We start from the raw sequence: 14,829 nt of genomic DNA on the forward strand, positions 1-14,829 counted from the left end.
GGTTGTCATGCCCCGACGGCCGTACGACTTACCTTCTTGTGATAGAAAAACGCCATCTGCCACGCGCCGCCTATTTTTCGGGCAATTCCGATGGCGCGTGTCGACGACAAGTTCGTATGATATGACGCAAAGGGTGGGGAAAAACGCCATCACAGCGTAAAATCCCCGCTCATGAGGTGTCAGGGCATTCGCCGTCTTCGATAGGCGAGCCCGAGACCCCGCCCAATATGGAGCAAGCCCCCGGGAGCACGCCACCGCTGTCCCGCGTTGGCCGCCCGGAGACCCGAAGGAGAAAGCCGTGAATCACCCCCACCTGCCGTTTGCCGCCAAGCGTCCGTTCCCCGACGCCCTGCTCACCGAATTGCAAGCCCTGCTGGGCGAGCGCGTGAGCACGAAGGAGGCGCTGCGCGAGCACCACGGCCGTGACGAGTCTCCGTTCGACCCGATGCTGCCCGACGCCGTCGCCTTTGCGCACAGCACCGACGAAGTCGCGCAGATCGTGAAGCTCTGCGGCAAGTACAACGTGCCCCTCATCCCATACGGTGCCGGTTCGTCGCTCGAAGGCCATCTGCTGGCCGTGGAAGGCGGCCTGTCGCTCGATTTGTCCGAGATGAACAAGGTCGTCTCGATCAATGCGGAAGATCTGACGGTCACCGTCGAACCTGGCATCTCGCGCAAGGCGCTGAACGAAGCGCTGCGCGACACGGGCCTGTTCTTCCCGATTGATCCGGGTGCGGACGCCAGCATCGGCGGCATGTGCGCGACGCGCGCCTCGGGCACCAACGCCGTGCGCTACGGCACGATGCGCGAGAACGTGCTCGCACTCACCGTGGTACTTGCCGACGGCCGTGTGATCCACACCGGCACGCGCGCACGCAAATCCTCCGCTGGTTACGACCTCACGCGCCTGTTCGTCGGCAGCGAAGGCACGCTGGGCATCATTACCGAAGCCACCGTTCGCCTGTATCCGCAACCGGAAGCCGTGTCGGCGGCCATTTGCTCGTTCCCGAGCATGACGGACGCGGTGAACTGCACGATTCAAACGATTCAGTTGGGCGTGCCGGTCGCACGCGTCGAATTCGTCGACGCGCTGGCCGTACGGGCGATCAACAAGCACTCGAAGATGGAACTGCCCGAGACGCAGACGCTGTTCTTCGAATTCCACGGCAGCGAAGCCGGGGTCAAGGAGCAAGCCGAGACGGTGCAGGCGCTGGCCGATGAGAACGGCGGCACTGGTTTCGAATGGGCCACCCGCACCGAAGATCGCAACCGTCTGTGGGGGGCGCGTCACAGCGCGTACTTCGCCATGCTGCAACTCAAGCCGGGTTGCCGCGCAGTGACGACCGACGTCTGCGTGCCGATCTCGCGTTTGGCCGAATGCGTGGGCGAAACGGAAGTCGATTTGCGCGCGTCGAGCCTGCCCTGCCCGATCGTGGGCCACGTCGGTGACGGCAACTTCCACGTGGCGATTCTGATCGACCCGGACAAGCCCGAAGAGATCGAAGAAGCCGAGCGCCTGAATGAACGCATCGTCGAGCGCGCCATCCGCATGGGCGGCACTTGCACGGGCGAGCATGGCGTGGGCCTGCACAAGATGGGGTTCCTCGTCACCGAGCATGGTGAAGATGCCATCGACGTGATGCGCTCGATCAAGACGTCGCTCGATCCGCATAACCTGCTCAATCCGGGCAAGATTTTCCGGTTGCGCTCGGCGGGCTGAGCACCGCATGAACGCTCCCGCGATGTCGCAAAGCCCGCACGACGCTGACGCGCCCGATCGGCAGACGCCGCTCGAAGAGCGCCAGCGTCAGTTGCTCGATGCCCTCGGACAGATTCTGCCCGCGCACTGCATCCTGCATCGCCGTGAGGACACCACGCCCTATGAGTGCGACGGCCTCGCCGCGTACCGCCGCGTGCCGCTGGCCGTGGCGCTCCCCGAGACCGAATCGCAGGTGCAGCGTATTTTGCAGGCCTGCCATCAGCTCGGCGTGCCGGTCGTGCCGCGCGGCGCGGGCACCAGCCTGTCGGGAGGGGCCATGCCCATTACCGAAGGGCTCGTGCTCTCGCTGGCCAAGTTCAAGAAGATTGTCGAGATCGATCCGTACGCGCGCACGGCCACCGTGCAACCTGGCGTGCGCAACTTGGCCATCTCGGATGCGGCGGCCACTTACGGCCTTTACTACGCCCCCGATCCGTCCTCGCAAATCGCTTGCACTATCGGCGGTAACGTCGCGGAAAACTCCGGCGGCGTGCACTGCCTGAAGTACGGCCTCACCGTGCACAACGTGCTGCGCGTGCGCGCCATCACGATGTCGGGCGAAGCGATCGAATTCGGCTCGCTCGGTCCCGATTCGCCGGGGCTGGATCTGCTCTCGGTCTTTATCGGCAGTGAAGGCATGTTCGGCGTGGTGACCGAGATTACGGTCAAGCTCGTGCCGAAGGCGCAGACGGCGCAGGTCATCATGGCGAGCTTCGACGACGTGGAAACCGGTGGCAACGCGGTGGCCGCGATCATCGCCGCCGGCATCATTCCCGCTGGGCTGGAGATGATGGACAAGCCTGCCACGCAGGCCGTCGAAGAGTTCGTTCACGCGGGCTACGACCTCGACGCCGCCGCCATCTTGCTGTGCGAGTCGGACGGCACCCCGGAAGAAGTGGCCGAAGAGATCATGCGCATCTCGCATGTGCTGCGCACGTCGGGCGCCACACGCTTGCAGATTTCGCGAAGCGAAGAAGAACGCCTGCGATTCTGGTCGGGCCGCAAGAACGCTTTCCCGGCCGCCGGGCGCATCTCGCCCGACTATTACTGCATGGACGGCACCATCCCTCGACGCGCGATTGGGACATTACTCAAACGCATTGAGCGGTTGGAACAAACCTACGGATTGCGCTGTATTAACGTCTTTCACGCGGGAGACGGCAACATGCATCCGCTCATTCTTTTCAACGGCAACGACCTCGACGAGTGGCATCGCGCCGAAGCTTTCGGTTGCGACATTCTCGAAGCGTGCGTCGAACTTGGCGGCACGATCACCGGCGAGCACGGCGTTGGCATCGAGAAGATCAACTCGATGTGCGTGCAGTTCTCGGCCGAAGAGCGCGACGCTTTCTTCGGTGTGAAGCGCGCTTTCGACCCGGTCGGATTGCTCAACCCGGACAAGGGCATTCCCACGCGTGCGCGCTGTGCCGAATACGGCAAGCTGCACGTGCGCGGCGGCCTGCTGCCTCACCCCGACCTGCCGAGGTTCTGACATGCGAGCGCTGTCGGAATGGCTGCCGCACGACTGGCGGCAGCGGCTCTACATCATCATCTTCGAGGCCGATACCCGGGAGGGGCGGCTGTTCGACATCGCGTTGCTCATTGCGATCGTCACGTCGGTGTTCGTGGTCGTCATCTCCAGCGTGCCGGTGGTGCAAAACACGCTGCCGCTGCCGATGGCGATTCTCGAGTGGTTCTTCACGCTGCTCTTCACGGCCGAATACATCGCGCGACTGTTGTGCGCGCACCGGCCGCTGCGCTATGCGCTCTCGTTCTACGGCATCATCGATCTGCTCTCGATCCTGCCGACGTATCTCGCCATCCTCGTGCCCGAATTGCACGGTCTGATCGACGTACGTTTGCTGCGCCTGATGCGCGCGTTCCGAATTCTCAAGCTCACTGCCTACGTGGACGAGGCCGGTGTGTTGAGCCTCGCGCTCTATAACGCGCGCCGAAAAATCTTCGTGTTTCTGGGCTTCGTGTCGATCATCGTCGTGATCTTCGGCACGCTCATGCACATCATCGAAGGGCCGGAGCACGGCTTCACCAGCATTCCCGTGGGCATCTACTGGGCCATCGTCACGCTGACGACGACGGGCTATGGCGACGTGGTTCCGGTCACCGGACTGGGCAAAGCCATCACGGGTTTCGTGATGCTGCTCGGTTACAGCGTGATTGCCATTCCCACGGGCATCATGGGCGCCGAAATTCATTCGGCCATGCGCAAGCGGCCGATTACGACGCGCACTTGCAAGCAATGCCTCACCGAAGGACACGACGCCGACGCGAGCTTCTGCAAACATTGCGGCAGCGCGCTCGATCCCTATCAAACCGACACGCCACCGCCGCCCGAACCGAGCTGATGACCGACACGAACGACACTCTCGATCAATTCCGCGCCGTCATCGAACACGCCACCGCCCGGCGTCAGCCGCTGCAATTGCGCGGCGGCGGCACCAAAGCCTGGTATGGCCAGCAACGAGTGGGCGAAGTGCTCGACACGCGCGCCTACAGCGGCATCGTGGCCTACGACCCCGCCGAACTGGTGATTGTCGCGCGCTGCGGCACACCGCTCGCCGACATCGAAGCGGCGCTTGCCGAGCGCAATCAATTGCTGCCGTTCGAGCCGCCGTACTTTGGGCCGGGCGCCACCATCGGCGGTGCAGTGGCCGCTGGCTTGTCCGGACCGCGGCGCGCTGCGGTAGGTGCCGTGCGTGACTTCGTGCTGGGCGCCAAGTTGATGGACGGGCGCGGCCACGTGCTGAATTTTGGCGGGCAGGTCATGAAGAACGTGGCCGGTTTCGACGTCTCGCGCATGCTCGCGGGGTCGCTCGGCACGTTGGGGCTCATTCTTGAAGTCTCGATCAAGGTGCTGCCGCAGCCGTTTGCCGAACTGACGCTGCAATTCGAGATGAACGCCGTAGACGCCGTGCGAAAGCTCAACGAATGGGGCGGGCAGCCGTTGCCCATTACCGGCAGCGCGTGGCGCAACGACTTGCTCGTGATTCGTCTGGCGGGAGCTTCGGCGGCGATCAAAGCCGCGCGGGTGAAGATGGGCGGCGAACTGGTCGATGCGATTCATGCGGCCAAGTTCTGGCATGCGATTCGCGAGCAGACCGATACCTTCTTTGCCGATGCTGGCCCCGGTCAGGCGTTGTGGCGTCTGGCAGTGCCGTCGACCGCCGAGCCGCACCGCTTGCCGGGCAAACAGTTGATCGAATGGGGCGGCGCACAACGCTGGTGGATCACCGATGCCGATGCGCAGATCGTGCGCTCTGCCGCGCGTCAGGACGGCGGGCACGCCACGCTGTTCCGCTACGGCGAGCCGGGCGTGAGCGTATTCACGCCGCTGCCCGCACCGGTCATGCGCATCCACCGCAATTTGAAATCGGTGTTCGACCCGGCAGGCATCTTCAACCCGGGGCGGATGTATCCCGAGTTGTGACGGCGTCGACGTTACCCGTTTGTGTCCCGCCTGTATCCACTAACCGGGTCACTTCCGTGGCGAGCGTGCGCACCGCGCGGTCGATGTCTCGCGTGAACGGATGCCCGGTGTTCATGCGCAGAAAGTGGTCGTAACGCGTCGAATTGGAGAACAAACTCCCCGGCGCGACACGAATTCCCTTTGCCAATGCCGCGTCGAACAGCTTCTCGGAACTCACGCCGCCCGGCATCTCCACCCACAAGCTCAGACCGCCCGTCGGCAATGTAAGCCGTGTGCCAGCCGGGAAGTAGGTCGCGATCGCTTCCGCCATCGCCGCCCGCTGTTCGCGCAAATGCGCGCGCAAGCGCCGCAGGTGGCGGTCGAACTTCGGCGAGTCCATGAACTCGCCCATGGCGATTTGCGCCAGCGCTTCGTTCGGACGCGTTTGTGCGTACTTCAGCATCTCGATACGCCACTGCCACTTACCGCCTGCAATCCAGCCCAGACGCATGCCCGGTGCCAGCGTCTTGTGCAGCGATGCGCAGTGAATCACGTTGCCGGTGGTGTCCCAACTGCGAATGGCGGCGGGCGTCGTGTCGTCGTCGCCCAGTGCCGAATAGGTGTCGTCTTCGATGATGGCAATGCCGCGCGACTCGCCCCACTTCGCAAGACGCGCCTTGTGCGCATCGGGCATCACCGACCCCATCGGGTTCTGGAAATGCGGCACGACAATCACAGCCTTGATGTTGTCGTAGGTCTCGCAGGCGAGTTCCAACGCTTCGAGCGAGATGCCGGTTTGCGGACTCGTTGGAATTTCGAGGGCGCGGATGCCCATGCTTTCCAGCGTTTGCAGCAATGCGTAGTAAGTCGGTGACTCGACGGCCACCACGTCGCCCACACTGGCCACAGCACGCAGCGCGAGGTTGATCGCCTCGATGCATCCGTGCGTGACGACGATTTCTTCCGGCGCAATGTTCATGCGCGCTTCCAGCGCACGCCGGGCGATGGCCGCACGAAAACGCGCCTCGCCGCCGCCCGGAGGCGGGGTGCCGTACAGCAGCGGATTGTCGCGCAGCGCACGCAGCGTCGACTGACGCAACTCCGCGACGGGATAGAGATTCGGCGCACCGTGCGCCACGGCAAAGTTAATCTGCACGTTCGCCTGAAGCCCACGCGCGAGAATCGACGACACGCGTTGATTGATGCCGACGTACTGCGCGAGATCGGGCACCCACGGGCGTGGTTCGTCCAACGGCGCGAGGCTGGCGCGTGCGGGCGTTCGTACAAAATACCCCGAACGCGGACGCGCTTCGAGCACGCCCTGAGCCTCCAGATGGCGGCAGGTCTGCAAGGCAGTCGAGAGGCTAACTTGATGGCGATCCATCAGCGTGCGTACGCTTGGCATGCGATCGCCGGGGGCCAAGGTGCCCGCTTCGATGGCTTGGCGGTAGTGCTCTGCGAGTTGCCGATACAGCGGCAGCGCTTGCGCGGGGGCCGCCGTGGTGGCGATCGATGGCGACGACGGCGTCATCTCTGCACGCTGGACAGACGTAACAAGCGTGTCGGTCGTGTCGAGCGTCGCAGGCGCGTTCGGGTCGAGGGAGGTGATGGCGGCTTCCATGGAGCGATCATCGGGCATCGGCGGCAACCATAACAGATACAGATTTGCTGATTTGGCATCGTAACAGATGCGCGAAAGCCCTTCTGTTACGGGCGAAACCGCCGATCTGTGTGCCTACCGGCGCTGCCCTCGGGCCGATACGCTGTACTCACTCGTACAACGCACCGGAGTCCGTCATGGCAAAGCGCCCTCACTCTGTTTTCTCCCCCGATCTCGCACTCTCGCGGGGCGCCCGGCATGTGACGGCGATTCGGGATTCGCGTGACGCCGCAACCCGCGCCAGCGCCCCGGGCAAGGACGATCTCACGGCGTTGCCCGAGCAACTGACGCTGGCGAAGGCGCAGGCGTTCCACGCCTATGTGCGTCGGGGCACGGTATTCCATGTGAAGCAGGGAAGTGTGTGGCTCACGCCCGCCGCACGGTGGCTTGCGGCGACGGTCTGGGCCGCGCCGGTGCACCTGCCTGCGGGGCACGCCTATGTCGCGGAAGACACGGGCTGGCTTGTGCTGAGCACCGATAGCGGCGCTGAACTGTTCTGCCATGCCGTCGAAGCGCCGCCCGCGCGCTGGTACGCCCTGGCGTGGCAGGCGCTTCGGGAACGCTTGGGCGCGTAGTCAGTGCTTGGTTATCGCCGCCACCGCGCCTCCATCGCACATCGGCAACGCCCAGACTTAAGCCGGTAACAGCCGCTCAATATCTGCGCGGATCGCCTCGGGCTTGGCGGTCGGCGCGTAGCGGGCCACGACGTTGCCGCTCGCGTCGACCAGAAACTTCGTGAAGTTCCATTTGATCGCCTTTGTCCCCAGCACGCCGCGCTTCTCGTCGGTCAGGTACTGATACAGCGGCGCGGCGTCGGGGCCCTTGACGTCGACCTTGGCGAACATCGGGAACGTGACGTGAAAGCGCAAATCGCAAAAGCTGCGAATCGCCTGCGCATCGCCCGGCTCCTGCTTGCCGAATTGGTTACACGGGAACGCCAGCACCTCAAAACCGCGCGGTGCCAATTGCGCGTAAAGCGTCTGCAAACCCTCGTACTGCGGCGTGAAGCCACATTCGCTGGCCGTGTTCACGATCAGCAGCACCTTGCCGCGATACCGCGACAGACTCACCGTCTCGCCCGCCAGCGTCTGCACGGAAAAATCGTAAACCTGCTTTGCCTGGTGTGAACTCGCGCTCATCTTTGGCTCCCTCTGAATTGTCGGCACGCGCAGTCTGCCATATTCACCGGTAGCACCTCGTTTTTTCCGGGGTAGCACCTCCCTTTTCGCACGGCTATAATCGTTGGCCTACCCTGCGGCCTGCGGGGCCGGTGACGCAAGCGATGCGTCAGCCCCTTCGCTTCACGACGCTTCCCGACGCCTGAACTCGCCTCATGTCGACCATCGCTTCTCATCTCGACGCCGTCCTCTCCCGGATCGCCCAAGCTACCGCCGACGCCGCACGCCCGGCGGGCAGCGTGCAACTGCTCGCCGTGTCGAAAACCTTCGGCCCGGACGCCGTGCGTGAAGCGATTGCCGCCGGTCAGCGCGCCTTCGGTGAGAACTACGTCCAGGAAGCGCTCGACAAAATCGCGGCGCTCGCCGGTGAAACGGTCGACGGCAAGCCGCTCGAATGGCACTTCATCGGGCCGCTGCAAAGCAACAAGACACGCCCGGTCGCGGAACACTTCGCTTGGGTCCACTCGGTCGACCGGCTGAAGATTGCCGAGCGCTTGAGCGCGCAACGCCCCGCCGGTATGCCCCCGCTTCAGGTCTGCCTGCAAGTGAACATCAGTGGCGAAGCCACCAAGAGCGGTGTGCTCCCCGCCGAGGTGCCTGGGACCGCCCGCGCCATCGCCGCCCTGCCCAATCTGACGCTGCGCGGCCTGATGGCGATTCCCGAGCCCGAGGACGACCCGGTGCGCCAACGCGCCCCGCTGCGTGCGATGCGCGAATTGTTCGATGCACTTCGCGCCGACGGCTTGGCGCTCGACACGCTCTCGATGGGCATGTCCGGCGACCTCGAAGCGGCCATCGCCGAGGGTGCGACAATGGTGCGCATCGGCACAGCCATTTTCGGGGCCCGTGACTACGGGTCCCACGCCTGAGGGGCCTATTGGCAATTGGCAGCCCCTTGGCTTATTCGGATGACGGACGAGACGCAAACGGCTCGCCACGGCATGACACGGTAACGACGCAAACGACTCACGCAACGCAAAGGATGGTTATGAGAATTGCATTCATCGGCGGCGGCAATATGGCCAACGCCCTGATCGGCGGATTGGTGGGACGCGGCACGGCACCGCGCGACATTCTCGCGATCGACGTCAACGAATCGACCCGCGAGGGCCTCGTCAAGCAATACGGTATCGACACGGCCAGCGCGCCCAACGACCGTCTGCGCGATTTCGACACGCTCGTGCTGGCCGTCAAACCGCAAGTCCTCAAGGACGTCGCCCAAGCCCTGCAACCGCACTTGAACGGCCAACTGGTCATCAGCATTGCGGCCGGTATCCGCGCGTCGGATCTGGCGCGCTGGCTCGGCGGTCACAACCAGATCGTGCGTTGCATGCCTAACACCCCGGCCCTCATCGGCATGGGCATCACCGGGCTGGCTGCACTCTCGGGTGTGGATTCGGACCAGCGCAAGCGCGCCGAGACCGTGCTGGGCGCCGCGGGCCAAATCGTCTGGGTGGAAAAGGAAAGCCAGCTCGACGCCGTGACCGCGATTTCGGGTAGCGGCCCGGCCTACGTGTTTTATTTCATCGAAGCCCTTGAGCAAGCCGCGCAAGAACTCGGCTTCTCGCCCGAGCAAGGCCGTCAATTGGCGATCGCCACGTTCACCGGCGCCTCGCAACTGGCCGCCCAGTCGAGCGAACCGGCCAGCGTGCTGCGCGAGCGGGTTACGTCCAAGGGGGGCACGACGTTCGCCGCCCTGAGCTCGTTCGAGCGCGATGCCATTAAGGCCGCCATCGTGCGCGGCGTGCACGCAGCCAATACGCGTGCCAAGGAATTGGGCGACGAACTCGGCGACGCTTGATGTGAAGGTGCTGGCTGACATCGCTCGATCAAGACCGACGTCAGCCGCCCGGCGTTTGTCGGCACGCTGAAATGGCGCAACGGCGCGAGTGATTCACGAATCACCGCGCCGTTTTTCATTTCGACCGGCTTCGCTCATCGTTTTTCACCCCGCAGTGATCGCTTTCTGGAAGCGCCCCTCAGCATCGGAACGCTAGCTTCTGCGTACGACAACCGTGCGGAGATAGCCACCATGCCGGGCACACCATCGAGACCGCCACACGGCCCCCTGAAATCGCAACGCCGCAACTTTCTTAGAGGGGCTTCGGCGTGGTCGGCCACCGCACTCGTGCTGCCGATTAGCGGATGTGCAAGCCTGCTCGAGCCAACCGAACCGCGCGCATCGTACAAACTCGACGCGCTCATCGCTTCGCCCAACCAAGACTCTCGCGTACGTACGTTGGTGCTGCACTACACCGCACTGCCGCTCGGCGCATCGATCGCGATACTGACCGATCCGAAGCGGGCCGTCAGCGCGCACTACCTCGTGCCGAACGTCCCGCGTAACGATGGGGAATTCGGCGTCTTCGCATTGGTGCCGGAATCGCGACTGGCACGTCACGCCGGAGTGAGCTACTGGCAGGGAGAGCGCATGCTGAACGGCACATCGATCGGCATCGAGATCATCAACGGGGGCTTTCCGGCGAAAGACAATCGCGTACCGCTCATGACCCGAAGCTGGGAAGCCTACGGTCAAGACCAAATTGCCGTGGTCGGGCAACTTGCAGGCGATATCGTGGCACGCCATGACATCGCTCCCCATCGAGTGGTGGCGCATGCCGACGTGGCCCCGGGGCGCAAGCTGGATCCGGGGCCGCTATTTCCATGGCATACGTTGTATGAGATTTACGGGGTCGGCGCGTGGCCCGATGCAGACGTCGTGGAGTATCACCGCGTTGCGCAACCGTTTGACGGCGATATCGGCGACTTGCAGGCAAAGCTGCTGGCGTATGGCTACGACACGCCGCAAACCGGTGAGCTAGACGCACGCACCGTCGATGTCGTGTCCGCGTTCCAGATGCATTTTCGCCCGGCGCGGTACGACGGTGTCCCCGACGCCGAGACCGTCGCTATTCTCGATGCGTTGTTGGAGAAGTATTTCAACCGGCCGCGTAAGCCTCGGAACGGGCCGGTTTGACACGGCCGCCGGATTAGCCGTGCGCCGTCAGCAGGTAATGCCCGGCAATCCCTGCGAAGACCGCAGCGCCGAGCCAGTTGTTGTGGCGGAATGCCGCAAAGCACGGCATGCGCTCGCGTTTGCGAATCAGGAAGTAGTGATAGATGGCGAAACTCACCGCCACTGCCATACCCAGCCAGAACGGCCAGCCGAAGCCAAGATAAGCGCCCACACCCATCTGAATGCCCAACGCGCCCGCGTAGCAGAGCATGATGGCCGCTACATCGAAACGGCCGAACGTGATGGCCGAGGTCTTGATGCCGATCTTCAGATCGTCGTCACGATCGACCATCGCGTACTCGGTGTCGTACGCAACTGACCAGAACACGTTCGAGAGCAGCAGAATCCACGCGAGCATCGGCACTTGATCCTGCACGGCGGCAAATGCCATCGGAATGCCGAAGCCGAATGCCACGCCCAGATAAGCCTGCGGAATCGCCAGAAAACGCTTGGTGAACGGGTAGGTGCCAGCGACGAACAGCGCCGGGATCGACAGCCATTTGGTCAGCGCGTTGAGCGGCAGAATCAGCAGAAAACTCACCAACGCCAGCGTCGCGGCGACGGCCACCGCCTCCCACGCACGAATGCGGCCCGACGTGATCGGACGCTCCTTGGTACGCTTCACGAACTTGTCGAAATCGCGGTCGGCATAATCGTTGATCGCGCAGCCTGCCGAGCGCATCAGGAACGTACCTAGCGTGAAAATCAGCAGGAGCAGCGGATCGGGATGTCCGTTCGAGGCAATCCACAGCGCGGCCAGCGTCGGCCACAGCAGCAGCACGGTGCCGATCGGCTTGTCCAGACGAACGAGGCGGAAATACAGCGGAAGGCGTTGAGCGAGCAACATGGGCGGCACACAGGAAGACTTGTGGCGACATTGTAGGGCACGCGCCCGACGCCCGCCAATTCAGCCTAGCGGATGGCGGGACGGCCCCTTGCTACTTACCGCTTACCAGATCCAGAACATCAACAGCCAGAGCCAGTTGACCAGCGCGAGCGCCGCCACGATACCGGCCATCCCGGCCAGACGGCGTCCCAGCGTGGCAGCATGACGTCCCGTCACGCGCCAGCCCAGCCACAGACTCCAGAGCGTGGTGGCCGCCAGAATGGTCGCGCGCACATCGTTCGCCCAGTACACCGGCAAATGCTCGGCGCGCAGCAGGCTGATCGTGGTGGCGGAGAGGCCGAGGAACACGCCCGCACCCGCAATCGGAATCAGCGCCTGCACCAGATGGTTGAAGCGCGACGTCTCCCACTTCCCCATCGCCCGGTTGGCCAGCGCGAAGATGACGGTGAACGCCAGCCCCAGCAGCAAACCGTTGCCCAGGATGTAGGCCACCACCAAGCTGCCGTCGAGCCACGTGAACACATCGCTCTGATCGGGGTAGTTGGTGAAGACGAACCACGGCGCATTCGTCTCGAACGGCCACATGATGTTGCGGTCGATGAGCCACGAGGCAATCGCCGTCTTCACGGTGACGAACCACGGGTTCACGGTCCAGTGGAACGCGCCGATGGCCACACCGAGCAGGCCGTACATCACGAGCACGCTGTCCCACACGCTGTTGTTCTCGGTCGCGCCGAACTTCACGATTTCTTCGCTCGGCGAGCGGCCGACCAGCTCGATCGCGTCGCGGTGTCCGGCGCAGCGGCCGCACATATGGCACTCCGCACCGCCCTTCATATTGCGCAGCGGCACGAGGGGCGCGCAATTGACGGGAATGATCTTATGACCGTTGGTGTGATACGACTTGCGCCAGGCTTCTTCGTTGACCTTGAAGTGGAACGGCGCGAGACGCGCCAGCAGCGAAAACACGCCGTTGACCGGGCACAGGTATTTGCACCACACGCGCTTGTCGCGGCCGTAGAAGTAGCCGATCACCATCGCGCCGACGGTCGAGCCGCCCAGCACCAGCAGCACGGCTTTCGGATACTGATAGACGCTGACCATCTGCCCGTAGAGCGTGGTCCCGGCGAAAGCGACGAACGGCCAGCCGCCCCAGCGCATCCAGCGCGGAATGGCGCGGCCACGGCCGTGGCGGCTTGCGAATTCGGAGAGCGTACCTTCGGGGCAGAGCACCCCGCACCAGACGCGGCCCATCAAGACCATGCTGATGAGCACGAACGGCCACCAGATGCCCCAGAACGTGAACTGGGCAAAAACGGTGAGGTTATTGAGGATGTGCGCCGTCTCGTCGGGCAGCGGCATCATGACCGGCACGCAGATGAGGAAGGCATAGACCAACACAATGCCCCACTGCACGCCGCGGATCAGTTTGCCGTGGCGTTGCATCCAAAGGCCCACGCGGGCCAGCAGGTTCGGGACAGGTATGGCGATGCTCATGCTCAACTCGTGCTTCGGGGATTACTTCAGCGACCCGGCGGACTCTCTATGCAGCGTGGTCCGCTCAGGCCGTTCAGGCCAGATGGGGCAGTTGGCCCCGTCTGGCGGATGGCGCCGTGGTGTCGCTTAGGCGACGACTTAGGCGACTTAGGCGGCCTTAACCTGCTTGGCCGGGGCACCTGCGCGCTTCAACAGCGCCCAGATGAACAGCCAGTACAACGCGTACACCAACAGATTCATACCGGACGGATGCGCGCGGTAGCCGGTCAGCGTGGCAACCAGGCTGCCGAACGGGCTGGCGTCGTCGAGAATCGCGGAAGTATCCCACAGTTGGTCGACCAACGTCGGCACGAACTCCAGCGAAATCAACCGGTCCAGCCCCGACTCCAGCAAGCCTGCCGCGAGGAACAACAGCATGATTTCCGTCACGCGGAAGAACAGACGCCACGAGAAAATCTTGCCGCCCAATTGCAGCAGCCAGAACGTGAGTAGCGCCAGCGCGAAACCGATCACCACGGCCAGCCACATGTTCAGCGGCACACTGCCCTGCTGACCGAAGCCGATGCCGTACAAGAAGATCGCCGTCTCGCTGCCTTCACGGGCAATGGCCAGCGCCACCAGTACCAGCACGCCCCACCAAGTGCCCTGATCGTGATTCTTCCTTAGCGACGACTCCATGTCGCGCTTGAGCGTGCGGCCGTGCCGCTTCATCCAGAACACCATTTGCACGATCAGCACACAGGCGATCAGCACCATGGCGGTCTGGAAGTAATCTTGCGCGTCGCCCGAGAGCACTTCGGTGAAACCGACCAGCGCGGCACCGAGTGCCACCGCCGCCGCAATACCGAGCGCCACACCGGCCCACAGATAGGGCAGGCCGCGCTTCGCGCCGTGCTCGGGGTTGGCCAGCCAGGCATGCAGAATGCCTACGACCAGCAGTGCCTCGACGCTTTCGCGCCAGACGATGAACATGACCTGACCCATCGTGCAATTCCTTTAGTGATGCGTGTTGATGCTTGTTGCTGCTGATTGGTACTTACTGTTACCTACGCCGCACGCGTACGCGGGTTCGCGCAAACGCCTGCGAGATAACCTTACTTGGCGACGATCACGCCTTGTGCCTGCTGATGAAAGTCGTCGAAAAACTTGTATTCGCCCGGTTGCAGCGGCGCGATCACGACAAACGACTGCGCGCCCGGTGCGAGCACCTTTTCCTTGCGCAGTTGCAGGCTCTCGAACTCGACCGCGTTCGTGCCGGTGTTATGCACTTCGATCTTGATACGCTTGCCGGCGGGCACTTCGATGCGGGCGGGGTTGAGCTTGCCGTTGTTCATTTCCAGCTTGAACGTGGGCAGGTCGTCCGCGTGCGCAAGCGACGTGGCGCCGAGTGCGAACAACGTGGCCAGCACGGCCGTCATGGTGGCCAGCAGGCGCGCGATGCGCTGAAT

General features: G+C 63.6%; 14 protein-coding genes. 8 read left to right on the plus strand and 6 right to left on the minus strand.

The genetic code is table 11. The annotated features are described in order from the left end of the window. The first annotated feature begins 298 nt into the window (after window positions 1–298). The 4 genes from PPN31114_RS16910 to glcE are packed head-to-tail and all read left to right on the plus strand — an operon-like array spanning window position 299 to window position 5,204. Window positions 299–1,720 (plus strand): FAD-binding oxidoreductase, encoded by a 1,422-nt coding sequence (locus tag PPN31114_RS16910; protein ID WP_150680679.1) that lies wholly within the window; start codon window positions 299–301, stop codon window positions 1,718–1,720. A gap of 22 nt (window positions 1,721–1,742) precedes the next feature. After that, window positions 1,743–3,251, plus strand: coding sequence for an FAD-linked oxidase C-terminal domain-containing protein (locus PPN31114_RS16915; RefSeq protein WP_150681110.1), 1,509 nt, complete (start codon window positions 1,743–1,745; stop codon window positions 3,249–3,251). Between the two features lies 1 nt (window position 3,252). Next, window positions 3,253–4,122, plus strand: coding sequence for an ion transporter (locus tag PPN31114_RS16920; RefSeq protein WP_150680680.1), 870 nt, complete (start codon window positions 3,253–3,255; stop codon window positions 4,120–4,122). Next, window positions 4,122–5,204, plus strand: a complete 1,083-nt coding sequence (gene glcE, locus PPN31114_RS16925) for a glycolate oxidase subunit GlcE (protein WP_150680681.1) — start codon at window positions 4,122–4,124, stop codon at window positions 5,202–5,204. Before PPN31114_RS16920 ends, glcE begins: the two co-directional genes overlap by 1 nt. Here the strand turns inward: glcE and PPN31114_RS16930 are convergent. Beyond that, window positions 5,173–6,714, minus strand: coding sequence for an aminotransferase-like domain-containing protein (locus PPN31114_RS16930; RefSeq protein WP_150681111.1), 1,542 nt, complete (start codon window positions 6,712–6,714; stop codon window positions 5,173–5,175). The two genes, glcE and PPN31114_RS16930, sit on opposite strands and share 32 nt — an antisense overlap. 266 nt (window positions 6,715–6,980) lie before the next feature. On the opposite strand from PPN31114_RS16930, the gene PPN31114_RS16935 reads away from it, so the two are divergent. Continuing rightward, window positions 6,981–7,418, plus strand: coding sequence for a hypothetical protein (locus PPN31114_RS16935; RefSeq protein WP_150680682.1), 438 nt, complete (start codon window positions 6,981–6,983; stop codon window positions 7,416–7,418). Window positions 7,419–7,475: 57 nt separating this feature from the next. Here PPN31114_RS16935 and PPN31114_RS16940 read toward each other — a convergent pair whose 3' ends face one another. Continuing rightward, window positions 7,476–7,982 (minus strand): glutathione peroxidase, encoded by a 507-nt coding sequence (locus PPN31114_RS16940; RefSeq protein ID WP_150680683.1) that lies wholly within the window; start codon window positions 7,980–7,982, stop codon window positions 7,476–7,478. Window positions 7,983–8,176: 194 nt separating this feature from the next. Here PPN31114_RS16940 and PPN31114_RS16945 point away from each other — a divergent pair, with 194 nt between their 5' ends. The 3 genes from PPN31114_RS16945 (at window position 8,177) to PPN31114_RS16955 (ending at window position 10,998) form a co-directional block, all read left to right on the plus strand. Further along, window positions 8,177–8,890: a YggS family pyridoxal phosphate-dependent enzyme gene (locus PPN31114_RS16945; RefSeq protein WP_150680684.1), complete on the plus strand. Its 714-nt coding sequence runs from the start codon at window positions 8,177–8,179 to the stop codon at window positions 8,888–8,890. Between the two features lie 119 nt (window positions 8,891–9,009). Beyond that, a complete protein-coding gene (proC, locus tag PPN31114_RS16950; protein WP_150680685.1) occupies window positions 9,010–9,822 on the plus strand; it encodes a pyrroline-5-carboxylate reductase in 813 nt (270 codons plus the stop codon). 231 nt (window positions 9,823–10,053) lie between these two features. After that, complete coding sequence (locus PPN31114_RS16955; protein ID WP_150680686.1) at window positions 10,054–10,998, plus strand: N-acetylmuramoyl-L-alanine amidase; 945 nt, start codon at window positions 10,054–10,056, stop codon at window positions 10,996–10,998. Window positions 10,999–11,011: 13 nt separating this feature from the next. Here PPN31114_RS16955 and ubiA read toward each other — a convergent pair whose 3' ends face one another. The 4 genes from ubiA to PPN31114_RS16975 form a co-directional block, all read right to left on the minus strand. Continuing rightward, window positions 11,012–11,884: a 4-hydroxybenzoate octaprenyltransferase gene (gene ubiA / locus PPN31114_RS16960; protein ID WP_150680687.1), complete on the minus strand. Its 873-nt coding sequence runs from the start codon at window positions 11,882–11,884 to the stop codon at window positions 11,012–11,014. A 102-nt stretch (window positions 11,885–11,986) separates the two neighbouring features. After that, complete coding sequence (locus PPN31114_RS16965; RefSeq protein WP_150680688.1) at window positions 11,987–13,381, minus strand: 4Fe-4S binding protein; 1,395 nt, start codon at window positions 13,379–13,381, stop codon at window positions 11,987–11,989. 147 nt (window positions 13,382–13,528) lie between these two features. Then, window positions 13,529–14,365: an FTR1 family iron permease gene (locus PPN31114_RS16970; protein WP_150680689.1), complete on the minus strand. Its 837-nt coding sequence runs from the start codon at window positions 14,363–14,365 to the stop codon at window positions 13,529–13,531. 110 nt (window positions 14,366–14,475) lie between these two features. Then, on the minus strand, window positions 14,476–14,799 hold the full coding sequence (locus tag PPN31114_RS16975; protein ID WP_150681112.1) for a cupredoxin domain-containing protein: 324 nt from the start codon (window positions 14,797–14,799) through the stop codon (window positions 14,476–14,478). Window positions 14,800–14,829 lie beyond the last annotated feature (30 nt).

It is taken from the genome of Pandoraea pneumonica (genome assembly GCF_902459645.1).
Lineage (GTDB): Bacteria > Pseudomonadota > Gammaproteobacteria > Burkholderiales > Burkholderiaceae > Pandoraea > Pandoraea pneumonica.